A 23,227-nucleotide genomic window follows, 5' to 3' on the forward strand; every position below is an offset into this window, starting at 1 on the left:
AGAATATTAAAAAACTTATTTCTTATAAATTGAATTTGCTGCCTTCCATGCCTGTTCCGGTTCATAGCCTTTTCGAATCAGAAAATCGGAAAGCTTTTTTTTGCAAGTAAAAATGTTCAGATCTTTAAATGACGCTGCCTTTTTCTCGGCTAATTTCCGGAGCGTAGCTTCATACTCATCTTTATTAAGCTCCGTCATTGCCTTGTTAATGCAGTAACCGGAAATAGCCCGCCGTTTAAGTTCATTAACTATTTTATTTCGGCCCCAGTTTTTCATTCTGAATTTTCCACGCGCAAATGCCCTGGCAAAACGTTCTTCATCAAGAAATCCTTCTTCTATCAGGATTGTAATGCTGTTTTCCAATTCATTGCCTCTTTCACCGAGTTCTAATAATTTGTGTCGAACCTCCTGGTGACTGCGCTCCTGGTAGGCGCAATATTTTCTCATCCGCTCCACCACCTGCGCATGAGTTAAGGTTTTATTTTTTGAAACCATATTAATTTAGAGCCGGGAAATATGGGAGAGCAATAACTAACAGTATGGAGATATGTAACCTTATCTCATCATCAGCAATTTTCCTATACAGGAAATGCTTCCATCTTCATTTGAAATCAGCACAAGGTAAACGCCGCTTTCCGCCCGTTGACCACGATAGTTATTTCCGTTCCATATTATCTGGCCGCCATTAGCTTTGGTTCGAAAAATCAGATTGCCGGCTATATCCGTAATCCTCACTTCAGCATTATTGGAAACGCCGCTAATAGCAATAGGCCCGGAATAATTTTCGCGCACGGGATTAGGGAAAATAGTTGGTGAACAGCTGCCCGAAGGATTAAGGGTAGCATCACCACGATAGACCATTAATCCCTTTTCTGTTCCAATATAAATGTCCCCGGTTGAATTGTCGATGCTCAGCGCATCTATAAAATTTATAAAAAGAGGACTGTTATCAGCCGTGAAATGCTGAAGCTGCTGCGTACCATCAGCCGAAAATAGCCAGAGTCCATTATCGGTGGCAAACCATTTCCGGTTCGCACCATCCACAACAATTTTTTTGACATTTTCTGTACCCAGCAGATAACCATTGTATCCATCTTCCGCAGTAATTACAATCTGTTGCCCTTCACACCCTGATTCTGAAAAAACATCACCAGGGCAGTAAAAAATGGATACTCCTTCATTTGTTCCTACCCAAATATTTCCATCCTGATCAGTAGCAATGCAGTTGACATTTGAAGTTTGTAAGTTCCCGGATCCGGCTCCCACGGTTATAAGTCTGTACTGATCATCGTTTGGATCGTCGAGGCTGTTTCCCGGATCATATACCATAACTCCAAGGCGAGGCAAAATAAACCATACATGTCCGAACTGGTCAAAGGAAATCTGGGTAATCCACTGCTGAATCAGAGGAAAAGGTGGTTTAAACCGCAACCAGGTTCCATCTTTTTTGCGAACCGAAATGGGATCTAAAGCACCAAGATTCGAGCACCACATATTTCCCTGGACATCAAAAGCAATACCTGCAACTTTAACACGTGCAAGATCACCGTTCGTTCCCTCAAGAGTGCTGTTGCTCATATCAAACTGATTCGTAATCCCTTTTTGATCGTCAAATTCGGCAATACCTCTCCACCAACTTCCAAAGTATACAAGGTTATTCTGAGGATTTATAGCAGTACAAACAATATCGAAAGTGTCTATAAATCCAGGCGTATTAAAAGCATCATAGTGATTCCATGTGCCATCTACCCTGGTGAAAAATCCGGTTGCATTAAAAGTAAAACCGAATGAAGGATTATACCCACCAGAAGCAATGTAAACATTGTGGTTAGAGCTGTTTACTGCCATATCGAACACATTCGAAGTCCACGGTCCGTCAGGATAAATTGTTTCTAAAAAATTGCTGGGGAACTTCTCCAGTCCGGCATACAGATCTGCAATCCAGACAATGCCTCTGTCTGAAATTGCCTGGTAGGGTTGGGGTGAAGCTATGGAATCTATTAAACCGGTGGTGTGCAAAATTGAAACCTGGGCTTTTCCACCTCCCGTTTGACAGATTAACAAAGAATTTGTATTCGATTCAAGCTTTTTTATGCTGCTGCCAGGGCGTACAAAAAATGGAATCCAGCCTAAGTCATTCAATTCAAAAACGGAATCTCCTTTGGCAGCGTAAACGTTACCATTAAAAAAGGAGGCATCAATATAATTTCCTGTATGAATTCCCTCAGCCGGAGTATAGCTATGCCAATCACTGTAGTTGGCAAGATTAGGGTCATTAAGTGCACCCCGCAATATTCCGGAAATGGTAGCAGCGTACAAATAATTTCCATCTGAGGTAACACTGTTTACCTGCAATGAATTACCTGTGGAGCCAATATAGTAGGTATCTTTTATCTCATGTTTAAGAAGGTCAACCACCACAATACCAAAGCCGCAGCTGAGATAGGCAAAATCGCCATAGATAAAAATGCTGTATATCGTTTTATCACCGGTTATACTCTTGCGCTGTATATCGGAAATATTGATCACGGCTCCATTTTGCATAATATCAATGTTGCTGTTTTGATAGCAAATAAGCAGCAGATTATGAATTGAATCGAAGGCGATAACCCGGGTTTCAATATCAGAAAGGCCATTGATTTTAGTATAGCGCTCCAGTGAATTGTCATTCTTATCAATAGAGTACATCGATAGCAAGGTGGCGCAATAAATCTTATTTGGAGACGCTGTAACGCTTAATGCATTTCTATATGGAAGCATTTCATCCCATTGTCCCAGCCCTAGTGTCTGTGCCTTAGCATGATGTATATAAGAAAACTGAATAAAGAATACAGATACTATATACAGAATGGAAAAATTTCTCATAATTAAAGCGAAAATAAACTTTTGAAGTCCTCTCGAAACGAGCCCCGTCCTGAAATATTTCACCAGAACGGGCATAAAGGATCGTAATTGCAGCATGCAATATCTTCTGACTATCGTTATATATCCTTCGTTTTTTTTGTTTTTTTATACCAGCCTGAAATGTGCTCTTCTAATAGCGGAAAATATAAATGGAAATCTTCATTAAAAATCTTGTAATACATTCTGAGTTCAGTGGTTGCATGTTGTATTCCAGGATTATATTTAATCCTGTGCGACATCCCTGTAAGTGATCTTTGAGTACCCTCAATATTCCCATAGTCAATGAGCCAGTTTTCCTGTTTCATGTGAGGCAGCATTCGCTGGTAGCGGGAAGGAAGCTGGTCAAAATAAGAATACAATAATTCATAACACTGAGAGGAGAAATTTGCTAAAGAAACAGGTGAATAGTAAGAAAAATTTTTGGCAAGAAAATGATCGTAAAATATGTCCACAATCACCGAGGAATACAGACCATATCTTTTATACAGTAACCTTTTGCTGTGTTTTACAATAAAATGCGAATCCGTAAACGTATCGATCTCACGATGCATTAAAATACCCCGGGCTATTTCAGAATCAAATACTGAATATTTTTTGCCCTTCACCGCATCTGCTATAAAATTCCCTACCATCATTCTTTCGGAATAACGGGATAAGTATAAATGAGCGAGGTGATTCAAATGGGCATTTAGTTAAGATTGATTGGACTATTTCAGGCAGGAAAGATTATCTGACAGCCTGTATTTTTAAACAGGTAGGATTGAAGAATCATCTGAACTTCACGATTATCTTTTTGATGTTCAATATTCTCTTTCAAAACCTGAAATTCCTGTGCAGTTGTATTGCTTGTGAAACCATAGCCTAGGTATTTTCCATCTTCCACAAGCACTACAGAACGCTCGGTCTCCATTCTTCCTTTTTCTACAATAATGAAAGTTTTGCTCTCAGTTTTCAGAGAATCCTTCGCCTGTACGGCACGCTGATTATACACTTCCGCACTTTCTTTTCCCGAACAGGCACCGCCGCATAAATTTAAAGCCACATCAAAGCAGGCACCGGCAGCTTGCTGCAGCCCGCAGAACTTTGGGCATAAATGAAACTGTTTCCTTTTTTCTTCAAGAAAATGGCGGGCTTCCTGCAGCAATGCAAATGATGCCAGCGGCCGATCAGTTGCTTTTAGCTTTTTAATACCAAACCGCACATAACCTTTTCCATCTTCATAGGCATAAGCACCGTAATTGTTCTCTGAAATTTTCTGGGCAGTATTAAAAGGCGGAAAATGTTTTTTTATCAGAGCAGATTCTCTCAGCATTGCTATCAGCTCCGTTCCGCATACTTCATATTGGATATGATGAATCTGGTTCATAAGCAAAGTTTTAGCTTTCGTGGAAGAAGTCCCTGAAAAATGACCCCGAATACGGCTACGCAAATTTTTTGCTTTGCCTATGTACAAAACCCTTCCTGATTTATCAAGAAAAAAATACACCCCTGCCGATTCTGGTAATGCAGTTGCCTGGGTTAAGGCAAGATGTGGGGGATAATGTATCTCCGGCTGTTTCTTTTTAAGGAAAGAAGCTATAATGCCTTCACGGTCACAGCGTATCAGGTGTGTAAAAAGATGCAATGCAGATCTTGCATCGCTTTCCGCACGATGGCACGGTAATGATTCAATCACCAGGCTTCTGCAAAGATGATCAAGCGAATACTTTCGGTGACCCGGCAAGATCTTGCGGCTGAGGCGGAGGGTGCAAAGTGTTTTTCGCTGAAAATTTTTTCCGGTTCTTTGAAATGCCTGCTTTAAGAAGCTATAATCGAAGTGCGCATTGTGCGCCACTAAAACCCGATTTTGAGTAAAACTATCAATAGCTTCTGCTATTTCCTCAAAGGCAGGTGCTTCATTCACCATATCGTTGGTGATACCGGTGAGGTAGGAAATAAAAAAAGGAATGTGGGAATCGGGACGGACAAAACTTATAAACTGGTCTGTAATTTTTTCTCCATCAAAATTTAAAATAGCTATCTCTGTAATGCGATTATGTATCGCATGAGCTCCTGTAGTTTCAATATCAATAATGGAATACATTCCGGCAGCGAAAGTTAATTCTTACTAAAGGTTAAACATTCTTGTCAATTATTAAAATAGTATTAAGATCTGAACTCAGGTAAGCATTTTAACGGCTATATTTATGAAAAAAAATTATGGCTTTAATAATTTTTGCCATTCTCGCTCTGGTGGTTTCGGTGGCGCTCCGGCAATCAGAAAAAACGAGGGCTATTGCTCGCATAGTACAGGTAGTTGCAGCAGTGATGATAATCGTAGGAATTGCTTCTTCCAGTGTAGTACAGATAGGAGCAGGAGAAGTAGGAGTGCAAACCTTATTCGGCAAGGTAAATGAAAATATTCTTAACAGCGGACTGCATGTAGTAAATCCTTTTGTAATTGTAAAACGATTTGATGTGCGCACTGAGAATTACACCATGTCTGGTATGTCCGATGAAGGTAATAAGCAAGGTGATGATGCCATCCGGGTACTGACGTCCGACGGATTGGAACTGACCCTTGATGTGAGCGTACTTTATCGTGTTGTTGCAGCACGTACCCCAAATATTCTCCGGACGATCGGTGAGGATTATCAAAATGTTATTGTTCGCCCAGTAACCAGGACGAAAATCCGCGACAATGCTACATATTACACCGCTGTGGATTTATATTCAAACAAGCGCGAGGAATTTCAGCAAAAAATTTTCACGGGTATCGATAATGATTTTAAAGCCCGAGGACTCGAGCTTCAGCAATTGCTGGTAAGAAATATTACATTACCTACTTCGGTAAAGGAATCTATAGAATCTAAGATCCAGGCCGAGCAGGAGGCGCAGAAGATGCAATTTGTATTGCAGAAGGAACGGCAGGAAGCGGAACGCAAGCGCATTGAGGCACAGGGTATTTCTGATTACCAGAAGATCATCAGCCAGTCACTTACTGCACAGCAACTTCAATATGAGATGATCAAGGCCTATAAAGAGCTCGCCTTATCAAGTAATGGGAAGGTGCTTATAATGGGAGATACAAAAGGCGGGGTGCCGATCATATTAAATGAAAACAAATAAGCTCAAAGCGTATTGTAATAAGCAATTCTAATTAAAATTGGCTTTTACGCGAGCCGTTTCCTTATTTACATTAATTTTAACACCATTAAACCTATGGTTGCTTCCTGTTGAAATAATACAGAGTGAAGACCCGGAGTCTCCATTTCTTCATGTAATAGTTCCCTTCTTTTGCCCAATTATCTATCAGGTTGATTACCACTATGGATGCTGCCAGCCGGGCTTGCATCTCTAACTGTCCGGATAGCTCCGCCACCTAAAAAGGAGCAGTCATCCGAATTATAGCAAATGATAATATTACGGAGAATACTACCGGAATAATTCAGAACTACTCTTGGGCCGTATTTCTGGGTACGCAATTCAGTTGTTGTAAAGGTGCGGATTGGAATCACTTATCCGCAACCTCCGCCACCTGCACCATTCATGTGATGTGAAATGTGACAACTAAGAAACTGAATGAAGTATTCTTCTGTGGTTGCTGTGAATCTGTCGGTAAGAATCTTTAATTTTCCTGCGAGCTGAACTTTAACAAAAATGCTTCTTGGAGTCCGTAATTCTCAGTGGACTAACTGGTGCCCTATTTTTCTGTAGTCTATTTGATAAACTTATTCATAAACTTCTATCTGCAAAGGAGATGTATCACGCTTTATTAAGCTGAATTTATAATTTCACCAGGATTGAGTATATCACATCATCTATGAAAACTGCAACTGCTGACGTTACAAATATTAATGAGAAAATTATAAGTGAAAGCACTTTTATTGACCGGTTAACACATGAAACCAGTAAGGTGATTATCGGCCAGAAAGAAATGATAGAACGGTTAGTGCTGGGAATGCTTTGCAATGGACACATTTTGCTTGAAGGAGTACCAGGTTTAGCAAAAACACTGGCAATAAAAACGCTTGCCTTAGCGGTAGATGTAAAGTTCAGCCGGATTCAATTTACGCCTGACTTACTGCCAGCTGATTTAATTGGTACAATGATTTATAATCAGCCTAAGAATGAATTTACAGTGAAGCAGGGACCGATCTTCTCCAATTTTATTCTTGCAGATGAAATTAATCGTGCATCGGCAAAAGTGCAAAGCGCATTACTGCAGGCCATGCAGGAGCACCAGGTAACCATTGGTGAAAAGACATTCCAGCTTCCGGAACCGTTTTTAGTTTTAGCCACACAAAATCCTATTGAGCACGAAGGAACCTATCCGTTGCCCGAAGCACAGGTCGATCGTTTTATGCTGAAAGTGGTTATTACCTATCCAACACAGGAAGAAGAGCGTATGATTATGCGGCAGAATATTGCCAATGAGGAACTGAAGGTTGAACCGGTGATCTCCAGGCAGGACATGTTAAATGCAAGGAAAACGGTGCGGGAAGTATATATGGATGAGAAGATAGAACAGTATATCCTTAATATCATTTTTGCAACCCGTTCGCCGGAAAACTTCAAGCTCGACAAGATGAAGAACCTGCTGCAATATGGCAGCTCACCAAGAGGAAGCATTCATCTTGCTCTTGCTTCAAAAGCATTTGCTTTCATAAACCACCGCGGCTATGTAATACCAGACGATGTAAAAAATGTGTGCCTCGATGTTCTCAGGCACCGCATCGGGCTCACTTACGAAGCAGAGGCGGAGAACGTGACCACAGATGAAATCATTAAGCAAATTATAAATAAGGTGGAGGTACCCTGATATGGAAACTGCTGAGTTATTGAAGAAGGTGAGAACGATTGAGATTAAAACACGCGGCTTGTGCAGCGATGCCTTTTCAGGAGAATATCACAGTGCATTTAAGGGAAGGGGCATGTCATTTTCCGATGTGCGTGAATACCAGCCTGGTGATGAAATCCGTTCCATTGACTGGAATGTTACAGCAAGACTGAATCATCCGTACGTAAAGGTTTTCGAAGAGGAACGCGAACTATCTATAATGCTTCTTATTGATGCCAGTAGGTCCATGCAATTTGGTACTGTAAGGGCAATGAAACATGAGCTTATATCGGAGATCAGTGCGGTGCTTGCGTATTCTGCTATTAAGAATAATGATAAGGTAGGAATAATTTTTTTTACTGAAACCATTGAAAAGTTTATCCCCCCAAAAAAAGGCCGGTCCCATGTTCTGCGTATTATCAGAGACCTTATTGATTTTAAACCCTCCTCAGCGGGAACTAATATTTTCGCTGCCCTGCATTTTTTGAATAACATAATGAAAAAACAAAGTGTTGTTTTTCTGCTGTCGGACTTCCTGAATTATGGCTATGACCCTATGCTTCGCATTGCATCGAGGAAACATGATCTGGTAGGGATTCACGTGTACGATAAGAGGGAGCGTGAACTTCCTGATGCAGGACTTTCGTTTTTTACAGATGCTGAAACAGGAAAGAAGGTTTGCATAGACACATCGGATAAAAGCGTCAGAAAAGAGTATGGAATATCTTTTATTGAGAATCTTTCCCGCTTAAAAACCACCTTTCTTCAAAGCGGCGCAGAAATGGTTAGCATCAGCACTGCTGAAAATTATATAAGGGCGTTAATGAATTTTTTTGTGAAGCGAATTCACAGTAATTAAATGGGAATAAGAATTAAACAATGCATCGGCCTCCATAATTGGCTGTATTACCATTGGATCTTTTTAGCTTTCCTGGTCTTTAAGCTCCAAACTGCCAAAGCACAATTTGTAAAAGCTTCAGCAATTCCGGATTCTACAGAATTCCTGATTGGAGAACCTATTGCTATTCATCTTACCATAGATCATCCCGAAGATTGGATTATACGATGGATTCCACAACAGGACACTATTGCGAACGTATTTCAGAAACTCTCAGAAAGTAAAATAGATACTATCCGCTATAAAAATTATATCACTGAAAAAAGAACCATTACTCTTACCACCTTTGATACAGGCCTGTTACGAATTCCGTCTTTCATATTTTATTATCAGAAAAAAAATGGGATATGGGATAGCACCTTTTCTTCTGAATTATTCATGCAGGTATCCACAGTAGCGGTGGACACCTCGAAAGCTTTTCGCGACATTAAAAAACCATTTGCCCTTGTATCAGATTCACGACGAAGGACCTTATATATAATACCTATCCTATTGGCCGGAACAGCAGCAGCAGGCATTTCATACTATGTCTTCAAGAAAAAAAAGTTTAAAAAACAAATACCACTTCCGGTTGCTGAACCTCCAGCCGAGACCGCATTAAGCAGGCTGCAACATCTGGAACGGGAAGAGCTGTGGCAAAAAGGGAATATAGAAGCATACTATATCCGCATCACACAAATTCTGCGGGAATATATTGAGTCTTTCTTTCAGATTCCTGCATTGGAACATACATCCCATCAAATTATTACTTCACTTAAAAATAAGATACAAGTCAATGGTTTGCTTGATCAGCTGAGCCAAGATTTTCTTTTAGCAGACAAGGTAAAATTTGCACAAGCACGGCCATCGCAAAAAGACCACCAGCGCATTTTTATAAACGCTGTTGATTTCATAAATAAAACAAAATCATTTGCAATTGAAAAAGATAACTCTGTATGATGCAGCTTTCTTTTGCAAATCCTCAATTCCTTTGGCTTTTAAACTCAATACCATTGCTGGCAGCATTTTATGTGTGGCAAAATAACAGGCAACAGGTGAGTCTGCAGTTATCTTCTGTATATGGATTTAAAAAAGCGAAGACATCATATAAAGTCTATCTGCGCCACAGCACATTTATGCTCCGTATGATTGCCGTTATTATGGTCATAGTGGCAGCAGCGCGCCCACAGCTGGTTTCGGGGAAAAAGATTATTTCCAGTGAAGGGATCGACATCATTATTGCACTGGATATTTCCGGAAGCATGCTGGCAAAAGATTTTACACCCAACCGGCTGGAAGCTGCAAAAGCAATTGCTGCTTCATTTATTGACGGACGCCCTAATGACCGAATCGGACTGGTGCTTTTTGCAGGTCAGGCCTATACTGCATGCCCGGTTACAATAGATCACGCCAGTTTAAAGAATATCCTTGCCAAGGTAAAGGCTGGCTACATTACGGATGGCACTGCAATAGGAACAGGTTTGGGAACTGCTGCAAACCGGTTAAAAAATAATAGTGACAAAAGTCACGTGATCATTTTAATGACTGATGGCGAAAATAATGCAGGGGAGATACTTCCTTTGCAAGCTGCTCAACTTGCCCGATCTTCCGTTATCCGTGTATATACCATCGGTATTCAATTGCATAATTCTCATATAGACCCACCTGCTGAAAATGGTTTAAACGGTTTGCAAAGTCCTGCTGCAGGAATTCTGCTTGCTAAGGTTGCTGAGATCACGAATGGAAAATATTTCAGGGCGACCAGCACCAAAAACCTTGAAGATATTTATCGTGAAATTGACAGGCTTGAAAAAACCAAAGTCAGCATGATAACTACTACACGATATGAGGAACGTTTTGGCTGGTTTGCAGGTCTTGCAGCCTTTGCTGTATTTCTGGAATTACTTCTGCGGTACACCGTGTTTAAGACACTGACATGATGCACTTTGAACATTCCCTTTTTCTCTTTTTTTTATTAACGGTCCCGCTGCTGGTATGGATATTTGTACTATTCCTTAAGTGGAAGACTTATTTCCTGAAAAAATTTGGTGACCCTGCCCTTGTGCTGCAACTGCTTCCCGGATACTCTGCAAAAAAAAACTTTATAAAATTTGGTGTACCGCTATGTGCTTTAATACTTATTCTTATAGCGATTGCAAATCCGCAAAGTTCCGGTATGAAGCAAAAGATAAAGCATGAGGGAATTGACCTGGCTATTGTGTTAGATGTTTCCAATAGTATGCTGGCAGAGGACGTTTCACCAAACCGTCTCGAAGTTGCCCGGCAATTCGCCGCTCGTCTTATTGAACACCGCACAGATGACCGGATCGCACTGATCACCTTCGCAGGGGTTCCGCAATTGCAATTACCGCTCACGGAGGATCATAGCGAAGTCCAGCTGATGCTAAAAACTGCTTCCACTGAAAATACAATGGAACAGGGATCAGACTTAGGGGCAGCTATTCTTGAAGCAGTAAAAGCGTTACCGGAAAATCAAAATCATTATAAGGCTATTGTATTGATCAGTGATGGTGAAGACCATGAGGAACAGGTAAAACAAGCTCTTAAAGAAGCGCAAAAAGAACACATCATGATCTGTACAGCAGGAACAGGAACTTTAAATGGCAAAGCCATACCGGTAAACACCGGAACACAGCAAATTTTTAAAAGAGATGATCATGGACAGGTAGTATTATCCAAACTGATCCCCTCCACCTTACAACAACTCGCGCGGGAAACTAATGGAATATATACAGAGATTGCTTCTGAAGAAAAATCACTGCAGCAAATTATAAAGCGGCTTAATGAAGTAAATAATAATATGTATGATGAACAGATTTTCGCAGCATACGATACCAAATTTCAATGGCTGGTAATTCCTGCACTGCTCTGCCTGATATTCGACCTGTTTATAAGCAATAAGAAAAGCAAATGGTTTAGTTGATGACTATCATCCGCGAAATAAAAAAAAGGATAAATCAAATAGCGATGATTGCCGCATTGTTACTAATAATTGCGGGAATCAATTCTCTTTATGCGCAATCAACACTAAAGCTTATTGAAAAGGGAAATTCAGCATATGCCAAAAAAGATTTCTTACAGGCAAAACAGTATTACAATGATGCAGTTAAATACGACAATATCCATCGATTTCCGGAAGCTGTTTTTAACCTGGGTAATGCTTTTTATAAATTGAAAGATTACGCTAATGCCACTATGCAATACAAGACCTTTATTACCATCCAGAAAGACAACGCTAAAAAAGCGCCGGGGTATTTTAATGTTGGAAATTGCCTGCTTGCACAAAAGAAATATGATGAAAGCATATTAGCCTATCAGGAAGCTGTTCGGCTGAATCCCCATGATGAGGAGGCGCGGTATAACCTTGCTTACGCTAATGCAATGATTCAGCAAGGAAGGCAATCTGCTATCCAGTTAAATAAAAGAAATCAAACGGAACTACAAATTCCTGAAATGGTTATACCTCCTCTCTCACCTGACGAATTAAAAAAATTAGAGGAAGCCATCAATAAGGATGAATTGCTAACGCAAAAACAATTGGTTCAGCATAACTTACTTGGCGGGCGAAAAAAAATTGTGAAAGATTGGTAGACACATTTTTTGTAAAGGCTAGTCAAATCTGATATCAGAAATATGGTTTAGTACTTACAAATTAATAAAATAAAAAAACATAGCTGCTTTGTGTTTACCAAAACAGCTATGCCTTAAGAAACTGTACCCTTAAAAATTAATCATCTTGCTGCATAGAAAAAATACTGCGCCGTATAGGGAACATTTACCTGCTCACCTTCGTGAGCAGCATCTGCACCTGTAGTGGGTGCTAAACCGCCTGTAGTATACAACCGCTGAATGTAAGTTATCTGCGTATAACTGTCCGGTTCTGAACTGGGCACTGCGCTGAGAAGCAACCACGGTACAGCGGTAATATCTTCTGTTATAGATTGCAATTTTAAGCCTACTACTTTTTTACCTTCCTTAGGGCCGGTGGTGGCTTCCCAGGTTGGACCAACATAGTGAATACCTACCTGTTCAGTATATGCCTGATCGGAATATAAAGTCGCATCCGGAGCTATAAACACCCACAGGAATACCGTAGAATCGGTTGTACTGCGTTCGCACTGGTAAATCTGAGAGCCTGTGGCATAAGCACTCCAAACTAATTTATTTCCTTCCGGAACCTGGATTATTTCAGGCACTATTGGGGCCTTTCTCAGATCTGTTGTTGAAGCAGCAACATTCGTATCATTTCCCATGGGGGAAAGATTTTCTTTTGAGCAGCTTGTGATCACAAGAGCAAAAAAAGCCATAAGCATCGCAACCCCGATATTTTTGGCTTTAAATATTTGACTTTTCATAAATTATTTGTTTTACTTTTTTGCCTACTCTGAATAGGATTTTCGGCTTCGTCCTTAAAGAAAATGGTTAGTTAATGTTTATTGATACTTTTAAATTTTCTGCAAGCATTTCATTCCTTGCTACTACCAAGGTTAGCACCTGATCACTATTTCTTAACGGTTGTAGAAGGAAGCATTCCCATTAATATGCCAGGCTTTTGGCGAAGAGAAGAAACCCTGTTTGAAGGCATATATTTAACCGGCTCTTGTAAATTGTCACAGGTTGAAGAAGACGTTTCAGTAAAAGCTAACACCTCAGTGATACCATCCGTATCCAATAAACTAAGGTTCACTGTATTTGCGAAACCTTCACTATCATATATGTAGGATGCTGAGATGGGACTAAATGTACCATCGGAATAATTCCATGTCCAGTTCAAAGGATTATTCCTGCAAAACATTCTGAAATAATCTGCTGGATCCACCTCAGAGTGAAACAAAATATATTTTATCCATTTACTGCCTGCCATAAAATTTCTATTGTTATCATAACCAGCTGCCTCATTAATAGTATAGCCGGGATTAAAAACAGTTCCGCCATTTTCCGCTCTTACCATAGCCCTTTTTACGTTTCCCAGCTTATTGTATGTATATATATATGCACCATTATATTCGGGAGATAACAAATTAGTAAATCCATCCTTGATAATTTGTCCCTGAATATTATATTGAAAACTATCAATAAATATCAATTCATCGTTAGGGGGGTCAGTTATACCTGGATAATAATAGTTTAGAACAGCAGGTAAAGGGCTGTTACCTTTATAAATAAAATCAAAGTGCACGCCGTCTGTACCATAATTAGATTTTATAAGACGATTCCTTACTATCGTACTCCATGGTTGCAGGAAAACCTCCATCAAAGCTCATGGAATCAGGATTACCTGCTGCGTTATAAAAAATATCGAGGGTATAACCAAACAAGTCATCCTCGGTATGGGTAACAAGGCAACGTGCGCTTGTACTACCATCATCTTGCTTATCTTCTGTCAATGTGCTTTCATCTGAGGTGTTTGGAGATAAAACTGATTTTTTACAGCTTGTAATAGAAAAGAGTAAAATGGCGATCAGCATTATTACAGCGGCCATTCTTGATTTAAGAATTTGATTTTTCATAAATTAGATATTTATTTTTTGCCTACTCTGGAAAGGATTTTCGGCTTCCTCCTAATATAATCTGTCAATATATATTGATAACAAAAGTAGCTTCCCGAACCGCTCACATCAAGTGCATGATGTGGTAGTGGTGCATTATTAGATATTATTTATTTATAATATTTGTAAAGAATATATTGAACGCTGAGAATAATAGGATATCAAAACGAAATGATAGTGAATGATAGATAAGAAAAGTCGAAGTCTTGCCAAAGGCTCCGACTGCTGGCAGTACAAGGATTAAATCTTAAACTGCCTGATAAAACGCATCAGTATTTATTTACCCGTCACAGTCATTTCAGTCACTGGCAACTGAAACTGCATTACAGAAAGGCAATGGCGTATTGAATAGGCATTGTTGCAGAAAATTCCAAGCATAGGCTTATCTGTAAAGGCAAAATCATAAATTGTAACAGAGGTTGCATTGTTTGCTGCTTCAATCCTGATCCAGCCATAAAAGAATTGACCATTTAAATTTAATTGTACTCCGATATAATTATCGGCAGTACGGATCCATGGGCCGTGTTTGCAGATTTTAACATGTTTGCTGCGTAACATAATGTGAGATGTCCACAACAGGTCAGCAGGCACTGTACACCACTTTTGATCTTTATTGATCATCGATCCGAAGTCGAGTGGCAATTGTGTGAAAGCATTGAAATTCAAAGGCACCAAAGAGATATAATCATCGGTAAAATTCACTGCTTCTGCACCTGCGGCTAATTCTTTTTTTTGCGTATGCTTAAGTATAAAATCAGGAATGCCATCACTGTTAATATCAATTACAAATGAATCAATAATGTTTTTAGGAGGAGTCAATAACGTGTATTTTACCTGTGCAGAAATATCGTATTGAAGTAACAGAGCAGTAAGAAAAATAAAAATGGTTTTCATAAAATTGTTTTAGATAGTTATATATTATATACGCCGTAAAGGTAAGGTGCTTAACAGGCCGGCTTCAAGTACATGAAGTGGTAGTGCCCAAAAGTATCAGATGCCGGAGTTAATCTATTTATGCCTTTGCTAAAATTTGCAGAGCGATTAACTCGCCGGAAAGCTTACTGGTAGTTTTCGGAAAGAAGTTATTAAAATATCAAAAATCTTCCTTACAGAAGATTCTTGAATTGCGATTATCAATTTCTATTCGCCATAAATGCGAAGAGAAAAAAACCATTATAAACTTATAGGAAATTCTCTTCACAGTTTGAAAACGATAGGCAGCAGGCAGTACGATTTTACACTTATGCCATTAACTTTTTTAGAAATCCAATCCGGCATGCTATTCACAACACGGAGCGCTTCGTTATCAAAACCGTAACTTGATTTGTTTCCAACTATACTTGCATTAGATATTCCATCGATACCTGGCATATGAATATCCATAAGCACTACATCAGGAGGAGCAAGGTTGAGATCTTTAACCAGATTATTGCAATCAGGATAAGCACCATATAATTCAAAGCCGGGCGTACACTCTATTACCTGCGACAGTCCATTAAGCAGGGATTTGTTGTCTTCAAAGATTGATATTTTAACAGGGGTTTGTTCTATTACATGCGGTTTATTCTTTATGAAGACAAATCCCTGATAAAAATTTTACTCATTGTTAAAAAATTCTTTCGATAGGACAAACAAAAACAAGATGCAGGTTGCTAAATAATATTCTCAAAAAAAAAATGCTTAATTATTGTTAGTCTATTAACTACAGCTAAAAGTGTTTAGCAAAAACGAGGTTGATTCATACTAGGGGGCCGGGAAGGAAAGCTGAATGACAGTACCTTTTCCTATTGCTGTTTGAACCATAAATTTGCCACGCATCTCATCAATGCGTTTTTTCATGTTTATCAATCCGTTTCCGGGTCCATAATTATTAAGATCAAAACCAATTCCCACATCTGCAATTTCCATATTCAGCACTTTTCCTTCAAGTCCTATTTTGATCGAGCAATTCTTTCCCCCAGAATATTTTGCTACGTTATTTACAGCTTCTTTAAAAATAAGATAGAGATTTTTTCTTTTCTCCATAGATAGCTTTAATCCTGATAAGGAAGCAGATGACTCAAATGTGAGAGCCATATTCTTAGCTTCCAGAATAGCTGATGCAAAAGTTCGCATGCGCTGAAGAATATTTTCAAAGCGATCGTTATCAGGATTTATTGCCCACACGATATCGCTCATAGATTCAATGGTATTACGTGAATTTTCGTTTATAGTATCCAATAGCGATGAAGCTTTCGGAGAATGGTTTTTTACTTCCTCATTTGCAAGCTCACTGTAAATTGCAATACTGCTTAAGGTACTTCCGATATCATCGTGAAGATCGCTCGCAATCTTATTCCGTACATGTTGGAGCTTTAGAATTTGATTCAGCCTGTAGCGGTAAAGGACATACAGTGTGAGTACCAACATCAAAAAACACAATATATAAAACCACCATGTGTTCCAGAATGGAGGATTAATAGTAATATGGATTGCAGTACCATCTTCATTCCATACACCATCGTTATTGCTCGCTTTCACCAGGAAATTATAATTGCCCGGAGGAAGACTGGTATAAGTTGCTATCCTGTTTTTATAATCTGTTGTATGCCAATCCTTATCAAATCCATCAAGCTTAAAAGCAAATAGGTTTTTTTCAGGATTAATAAAGCTCATTGCTGTGAATTCAAATGTGAAAACATTTTGGTTATAACAGAGCCGGATATCTTTGGTGTTGGAAATCGAAGTACTCAGAATTTTTGTCGGATCACCTGGAGTCACTGATTTATAAAAACAATCTGAAATCGGTAATAACCACCGGGGGCTTTCTGGTATTCGGATTCAGATTATCCGGGTTAACCATGATAATACCTTTGCTGCAGCTGAACAGCATGCGGCCATCATTCATTTTCAGACAAGCACTTTTTTCGAAATGTGTTGTAGGTAATCCATCCGTTTCATCAAATGAACGAATCCGGGTTAAAGCAAAATGATCAAAGGTTAATTTACAGATCCCGGCTAAAGTACCAATCCAGATATGCGAATTGTTGTCTTCAAGAATGCTGCTCACAGAATTGCCGGGAAGCCCGTCGCCTGCAGCATAACTTACGAATCCATTAGCCTCTCTGTTGAAAATGTTTAATCCTGCATCCTCCGTGCCTATCCAAACATTTTCGTCAGCATCAATATAGACGCTATTAATATAATCACTTCCTATGCTGTGAATATTATTGATATCATGGTGGTACCATGTCAATTTTTTGCTAAGTGGTCGATAGGTAAGTAAACCCTCCCTGGTTCCAATCCATATTACACCCTCACCATCTTCGGCAATAGAAGTAATGATTCCCGTGAAGGGATCTGGTACTTCTTCAGTGCGAAATAATACGGTGCTATTTTTATCCGGGTCAAATAAAAAGAGACCATTACATGTTCCAATCCACGTAATGCTATTGCGTGTTTCCAGCAAGGCAGTAATTGCATGGCCGGAAGATGAATAGTGAGGATTCCATGCCGCAGCGCCTGCATCTTCTATCGTTTGAAAATTTATTTTTGAAACCTTTTGAGTTTGCGGGTCAATGGTGTTAAGACCATCCCTGGATCCTATCCAAATCAATCCGCGATGATCTTCCATTGCACAAACAATGTTGTTGCTGCATAATGAAGTGCCGACGGTTGCATCATGTCTGAAAGTATGGATTATTTCTCCCGAACTGCTAATTTCAGTGATGCCATCATCGGGCGTAGCGTACCATATAGAATGATTTTTGGTTTCAATCATAGCGACTATACATGCTGCGTGATTATGGTCACAGTGTTCAGTAAAAGGATTTGATAAATTAAATGGCAGGCTTTTGGGGTTAAACGCATTCAGTCCCCCATCGGTAGTGGCAATCCACATCATGCCACTTCTTCCCTGTGAAATAGAGCTGATTTTATTGCTGCTTAGTGAATTTAATTGATCTGCGTCGTGAATGTAGAGTAGAAACTTTGTTGATTCTGCATACAATACATTCACTCCTTTATCGGCAGTGCCAGCCCAAATCTTTCCATATTTATCTTTAAATACGCAGGTGACATCATTGCTTGATATGGATGAGAGATCTTTTTCATTGTGAATATAAGCGGTGAATTTATTCACCCAGGGCTCAAATTTGTTAAGTCCCCAATCGGTTGCAATCCAGATTGTATTAGACACAGGATCTACATAAATATCACGAACATTATTTGAGGAAATAGAATTAGAATTTTCGTTTCTGTGATTGAAAGCAGTGAAAGCGCCGCTATGAGTATTTACCCTATTCATTCCACCATACCTTGTACCAATCCAAAGTATCCCTTTTCCATTGCTGCCTATGCACGTAATGTGATTATCAGTGAGAGAATTTTCCTGGTTTTCTAAAGAGCGGAAGTGCTTAAAGATTTTTGTTTGCGGATCAAATGCATCCAGACCCATGCTTGCTGTTCCTATCCAGACTATATTGCTGCTATCGACAAAAAGTGAGGTTATGGAATCCTGTATCAGTGAACTGCTGTTTGCAGACTGATGATAACAACTAAATTTATTCGAATAAATGTCGAAACCATTCAAACCCTTTCCAGAGGTTCCAATCCATATCATCCCCTGACCTCCTACGGCGGAACAGGTAATATCATCACTGGAAAGTGAATTCACATTCCTGGAATTATGCAGGTATACCGTGAAGTTATAACCATCAAATTTGTTTAACCCTTCCCTGGTACCATACCACATATAACCCAGATGATCCTGTATTATTCTGGATACACTATTGCTAGACATACCCTGTTGCATGCCAAAATGCTTAAAATAAAGCGTGTCATTTTGCGCAAACATTATAGCAGGTACTGAGCAAAAAATACAGTTAATAAAAAATCCCCAAAGGCCTGTGAAGAATTTTGAGGGAGATAGAATTTTCATATATTGAAATGGTCCCTTGTAATTTAATCATTATTAGTAGTAATTGTATTAGTTCAATTTCCCCCTGTAAATAACATCTTTCTAATGCTGTAGTGCAAGTGCATAAACATGTAGTTGAATTCGGATTTAATAATCTTATATCTACTATAGATTAGCGATATTTTAATATTCCTCTTTTTGTGTATATAAAGCCTTTTAAAAGTTATTCCAATTCTTTTGAATTGATCTGTCGCTTTTTCTTCATGGTCGAAAATTGAAACGGGTTCTGATTCTGATTACCAATCTTACTCCTCACCCTATAATTGTCGCAATTATTGATGAGGGAACGGATGTTGAGCATCGATGCACATGAAGGGTTTCATAAATTTTATACAAAGCGAACCCCTATTGAGTGCAATCTTCATTTAGATCCTCTTATAGCTTGTCCCGGTGTCACCGGTCAGCGCCGTTTATTACCACATGAACAATTTCAATCATTTTGCTATCAATGTATCGCAAGCAAATAGTCCTAAGCACCCGAATCCAATCATGCAGTATTACTTAAAAATTCATATAAAATTTGAAGATATATCTTAATAATTTACATATTTTTACATCATATGCGTCTACAGCGTATAATTTCACTTTGACTATATACACTAATATGAAAATCTCATCTCTTATGAATAAATGGAAAAATACCACCGGATGTCATGATCTGTATCTATTCATGATAAGGTAATGAGCGCTCACTTTTGCTCTGTGAGGCATCCGTTAGTTGAGGAGTGAATAATCCGCTCTTCCAATTATTATATAAACCCGATTTTATGAAAAACAATTTAGCAATTACTAATAAAAATGTTAATCAAACATTTTTTCACCTGAATAAATATACTGCCCGGCTATTTATTTGTATTTCATTATTGTTTGTACAAAGCTTTGTTTCGAATACAATTACTGCCCAGTCGAATAATTCAAAGCCACCTAACATCCTGGTAATTCTGCTGGATGATGCCCGGTACGATATGTTTGCACCCAACGGTGGGCCAGACTTTTTCAGCACTCCTGCTATAAACCGCATTGCTGAGGAGGGGATTAATTTTAAGTATACGGGCGTCACTACTTCATTGTGCGTGCCAAGCCGCTCGTCTATCTATACGGGTTTATATTCTCATCATCACGGGGCCATTGATAATTATCATTCACCAAAAAAAGGGCTGACTTATGTCTCAAGCTTGCTTCAGAATGCAGGGTACTACACCGGCTTCGTCGGCAAATGGCTCCTCAGTGATATTTTGCCTGACACACCTATTGGTTTTAATTACTGGGCAATTTCAAATGTAGCCTCTCATTTAAGTCCGTCCATTACATTTAATGACGGAACCACTGCAAAATATCAGGGCCATGATGCCGTGATCTTTACAAATTTTGCAATCGACTTTCTTACAAACAAAGTACCTTCAGGTAAACCCTGGATGCTATTTTTATTTCACCGTGTTCCACACACTCCTTTGCAGGCGCTAACCGGGGAAGATACTTTATACCAGCATGTCCCTATTACTTTCCCTGACAACTTTGCTTCTTATAAGAAAAATTTTCCTTCCTATCTGTATCCCGCCCATCAATATTCAGGTGACTCAGCATACCTTGATCAATACATCAGGGATTACTATGAAACTTGTCAGGCTGCTGAGTACAGCGTAGACAGCGTACTCAGTTATCTGGAAGCCAATCATATCCTTGACAGCACGCTGATTATCTTTTCAAGTGATAATGGGTTTTTTCTTGGAGAGCACGATCTTAAGGAGAAACAACTTTCTTATGATGTATCGCTTCGGGTGCCTCTTTTCATTCGTTACCCGAAATGGTTTGAAGCAGGAACCGTAGTTGACAATGAATTTGCTGCTAATATTGATTTTGCACCAACCCTGCTCGAGGCGGCCGGAGTTCCGAATACTTATAGAATGGATGGCATCTCGCTGCATCAACTCGCAATGGGTCAAGTGCACCGTAAAGATTTTTTCTTTGAATTCTATCCTGCCGATGATTATTGCTGGGAAGCCATTCGATCTTTAAGCTATGAATATATCTATAGTTATTGCAGCAGCTCTACCGAAGAATTTTTTGATCTTATATCAGATCCTGAAGAAAATAATAATTTAATATTTGATCCTTCATATGCTTCCGTTATTCAACAGTTCCGGGTAAAACGGGACAGCTTTCGGTTAAGCACGAATGACACCCTTCAGCCTCTGCCTGGAAATTGTAAAATGCAGTCAGTGTATTACCAGGATGCAGACGGAGATGGTTATGGAAATCCCGATATCAGTAAAAAAAGTACTACTGCTCCTTCCGGATATGTTTTAATGAGCGGTGATTGCAATGATAATAATGCAAGTCAACATCCTGGAGTATTGGAAATCTGTAATAGCATTGACGATAATTGTAACGGCCAAATTGATGAAGGAGTAAAATCAACCTTTTATTCAGATGCAGATAATGATGGTTATGGCAACCCATCCTTTTTTACCGTCGCCTGTAATGCTCCCACAGGTTATGTTTCAAATGATCTGGATTGCAATGATGCCAACCTCAGCATCCATCCCGGAGCAGCAGAAAACTGTAATGGCATTGATGATAATTGCAATTGGGAAACTGATGAAGGAGTAAAATTTATTTATTATGCAGACGCCGACGCAGACGGTTATGGTAATGCAAATAATTCTACTTCCGCATGCAGCGTTCCAAATGGATATGTCCTAAATTCTTCAGATTGCAACGATGCCAATGCCCGCATTAATCCGAATTCAACAGAGGTAATGAATGGCATCGATGATGATTGCGATGGATTAACTGATGAGAAATCAACATTCTACGCGGACCAGGATCACGATGGATTCGGAAACCCTGATGTAAGTACTGAAGGAGATTCGGTTTTAAACGGATATGTGGCTGACCATACTGATTGCGATGATTTAAATGCAAATATTCATCCGGGAGCTTCAGAAGCGTGTAACGGTATTGATGACAACTGCAATTCACAGGTGGATGAGGGAGTAAAATCCTCTTATTATGAGGATAGTGATGGAGATGGTTATGGGAAATCTACTGTTATCATGCAGGCTTGTGCCGCACCTTCGGGGTATGTAGTAAATAATACAGATTGCAATGATGCAAATGGAAATATTCATCCTGGAGCAGCCGATGCATGTAACGGCATAGATGATAACTGCAATGGCATTGTAGATGAAAATACCATTGCTGCAACCATTTCGCCCGCGGGAACAGTAACCACCTGCAGCGGAGTTTCTATAACCTTAACCGCTAATAGCGGAACGGGGATCTCTTATCAATGGCTAAAAAATAACAAGAATATTTCCGGCGCTACCAATCAAACTTATTCTACGAAGACTGCAGCAGGCTATCAGGTGAAAGAGACGAATACCTTTAATTGTTCAGGCACCTCTGCCACTACATCTCTTAATTTGGCCAGCCTTCCCACAGCTACCATTACACCGTTAGGGAATCTGAATATCTGCCAGACAAACTCTGTGGTATTACAAGCCAACTCAGGAACAGGCTTAAGGTATCAATGGGTTAAAGGAAACGCTGATATTTCGGGAGCAACAGGACAAAATTATACTGCAACTAAAACAGCCACCTATAAAGTTATGGTTACGAACAGCAGCAACTGCAGTAAAACATCAGCGGGAGTAAAGGTCACGAAAACATGCCGGGAGCATTCTATGTTTCTTCCAAATTCTTTCGTTTTATCCATCTTTCCGAATCCTGCTAATAACAAATTCACAGTCAAATTTAATTTACCGGAAGATCTGCTTAAGGCCAATGGTGATTATACATTAGCGACCCTTGAAATAAGAAATATTCTCGGCCAAATAATCTATGCCGAAGATTTTTCCATCAATGAAACCGAAGTGGTAAAAAAAATTACTCTCAATTCTGGAGAGGGAATGTACATGGTAAGTGTGCTTATAAATAACAGAATCTATTCAGCGCAAGTCATTATTGCAAATTAGAACCTCAAAACTTTTTTTTGTATTTTACCTATTTAAAAGACAGGAACTATTCCCATATAAAAACTAAAATTCCATACTATATAATAGCAATTCATTCCGAAGGAATTAATAAATCTATTAATG

20 protein-coding genes are annotated in these 23,227 nt (G+C 39.3%); 8 read left to right on the forward strand and 12 right to left on the reverse strand.

From position 1 onward, the window contains the following. Positions 1–15: 15 nt before the first annotated feature. The 4 genes from H0W62_13775 to H0W62_13790 all read right to left on the reverse strand — a co-directional run bounded on the left by H0W62_13775 (position 16) and on the right by H0W62_13790 (position 4,987). Complete coding sequence (locus H0W62_13775; GenBank protein ID MBA3649590.1) at positions 16–495, reverse strand: RecX family transcriptional regulator; 480 nt, start codon at positions 493–495, stop codon at positions 16–18. A gap of 60 nt (positions 496–555) precedes the next feature. Next, the gene (locus H0W62_13780; GenBank protein ID MBA3649591.1) at positions 556–2,865 is read right to left on the reverse strand and encodes a T9SS type A sorting domain-containing protein; all 2,310 of its coding nucleotides are present in this window, start codon (positions 2,863–2,865) and stop codon (positions 556–558) included. 116 nt (positions 2,866–2,981) lie between these two features. Next, entirely contained in the window at positions 2,982–3,584 is a 603-nt protein-coding gene (locus tag H0W62_13785; protein MBA3649592.1) for a DUF479 domain-containing protein, read from the reverse strand. Between the two features lie 32 nt (positions 3,585–3,616). Then, positions 3,617–4,987, reverse strand: coding sequence for a GIY-YIG nuclease family protein (locus H0W62_13790; GenBank protein ID MBA3649593.1), 1,371 nt, complete (start codon positions 4,985–4,987; stop codon positions 3,617–3,619). A gap of 116 nt (positions 4,988–5,103) precedes the next feature. Between H0W62_13790 and H0W62_13795 the strand changes: the two genes are divergently transcribed. Further along, complete coding sequence (locus H0W62_13795; GenBank protein ID MBA3649594.1) at positions 5,104–6,012, forward strand: prohibitin family protein; 909 nt, start codon at positions 5,104–5,106, stop codon at positions 6,010–6,012. 91 nt (positions 6,013–6,103) lie between these two features. On the opposite strand, the gene H0W62_13800 is transcribed toward H0W62_13795, so the two are convergent. Next, a complete protein-coding gene (locus tag H0W62_13800) occupies positions 6,104–6,265 on the reverse strand; it encodes a hypothetical protein (GenBank protein ID MBA3649595.1) in 162 nt (53 codons plus the stop codon). A 441-nt stretch (positions 6,266–6,706) separates the two neighbouring features. Here H0W62_13800 and H0W62_13805 point away from each other — a divergent pair, with 441 nt between their 5' ends. From H0W62_13805 to H0W62_13830, 6 genes are read left to right on the forward strand one after another with little or no spacing between them, the layout of a single operon-like run. After that, the gene (locus tag H0W62_13805; protein MBA3649596.1) at positions 6,707–7,705 is read left to right on the forward strand and encodes a MoxR family ATPase; all 999 of its coding nucleotides are present in this window, start codon (positions 6,707–6,709) and stop codon (positions 7,703–7,705) included. Between the two features lies 1 nt (position 7,706). Then, the gene (locus H0W62_13810) at positions 7,707–8,582 is read left to right on the forward strand and encodes a DUF58 domain-containing protein (GenBank protein ID MBA3649597.1); all 876 of its coding nucleotides are present in this window, start codon (positions 7,707–7,709) and stop codon (positions 8,580–8,582) included. Further along, positions 8,583–9,560, forward strand: coding sequence for a hypothetical protein (locus H0W62_13815; GenBank protein MBA3649598.1), 978 nt, complete (start codon positions 8,583–8,585; stop codon positions 9,558–9,560). Beyond that, positions 9,557–10,540, forward strand: a complete 984-nt coding sequence (locus H0W62_13820; GenBank protein MBA3649599.1) for a VWA domain-containing protein — start codon at positions 9,557–9,559, stop codon at positions 10,538–10,540. The genes H0W62_13815 and H0W62_13820 overlap by 4 nt, the downstream gene beginning before the upstream one ends. Then, positions 10,537–11,544 (forward strand): VWA domain-containing protein, encoded by a 1,008-nt coding sequence (locus tag H0W62_13825; protein ID MBA3649600.1) that lies wholly within the window; start codon positions 10,537–10,539, stop codon positions 11,542–11,544. The genes H0W62_13820 and H0W62_13825 overlap by 4 nt, the downstream gene beginning before the upstream one ends. Further along, entirely contained in the window at positions 11,544–12,212 is a 669-nt protein-coding gene (locus H0W62_13830; protein MBA3649601.1) for a tetratricopeptide repeat protein, read from the forward strand. The genes H0W62_13825 and H0W62_13830 overlap by 1 nt, the downstream gene beginning before the upstream one ends. 140 nt (positions 12,213–12,352) lie before the next feature. Here the strand turns inward: H0W62_13830 and H0W62_13835 are convergent, their stop codons facing one another. From H0W62_13835 to H0W62_13865, 7 genes are all read right to left on the reverse strand, one after another. Next, a complete protein-coding gene (locus tag H0W62_13835) occupies positions 12,353–12,976 on the reverse strand; it encodes a DUF3455 domain-containing protein (GenBank protein ID MBA3649602.1) in 624 nt (207 codons plus the stop codon). Positions 12,977–13,122: 146 nt separating this feature from the next. Beyond that, positions 13,123–13,800, reverse strand: a complete 678-nt coding sequence (locus tag H0W62_13840) for a hypothetical protein (protein ID MBA3649603.1) — start codon at positions 13,798–13,800, stop codon at positions 13,123–13,125. A gap of 16 nt (positions 13,801–13,816) precedes the next feature. After that, positions 13,817–14,131, reverse strand: a complete 315-nt coding sequence (locus H0W62_13845) for a hypothetical protein (protein MBA3649604.1) — start codon at positions 14,129–14,131, stop codon at positions 13,817–13,819. Between the two features lie 315 nt (positions 14,132–14,446). Further along, complete coding sequence (locus H0W62_13850) at positions 14,447–15,064, reverse strand: hypothetical protein (protein MBA3649605.1); 618 nt, start codon at positions 15,062–15,064, stop codon at positions 14,447–14,449. Positions 15,065–15,367: 303 nt separating this feature from the next. Then, positions 15,368–15,742 carry a response regulator gene (locus tag H0W62_13855; GenBank protein MBA3649606.1) on the reverse strand — a complete coding sequence of 125 codons (375 nt, stop codon included), beginning with the start codon at positions 15,740–15,742 and terminating at the stop codon, positions 15,368–15,370. A gap of 171 nt (positions 15,743–15,913) precedes the next feature. Beyond that, entirely contained in the window at positions 15,914–16,825 is a 912-nt protein-coding gene (locus tag H0W62_13860) for a hypothetical protein (GenBank protein ID MBA3649607.1), read from the reverse strand. A gap of 109 nt (positions 16,826–16,934) precedes the next feature. Beyond that, a complete protein-coding gene (locus tag H0W62_13865; GenBank protein MBA3649608.1) occupies positions 16,935–19,088 on the reverse strand; it encodes a hypothetical protein in 2,154 nt (717 codons plus the stop codon). Positions 19,089–19,894: 806 nt separating this feature from the next. Between H0W62_13865 and H0W62_13870 the strand changes: the two genes are divergently transcribed. After that, positions 19,895–23,104: a sulfatase-like hydrolase/transferase gene (locus tag H0W62_13870; GenBank protein MBA3649609.1), complete on the forward strand. Its 3,210-nt coding sequence runs from the start codon at positions 19,895–19,897 to the stop codon at positions 23,102–23,104. Positions 23,105–23,227 lie beyond the last annotated feature (123 nt).

Source organism: Chitinophagales bacterium (assembly GCA_013816805.1).
Classification (GTDB): Bacteria; Bacteroidota; Bacteroidia; order Chitinophagales; family UBA10324; genus MGR-bin340.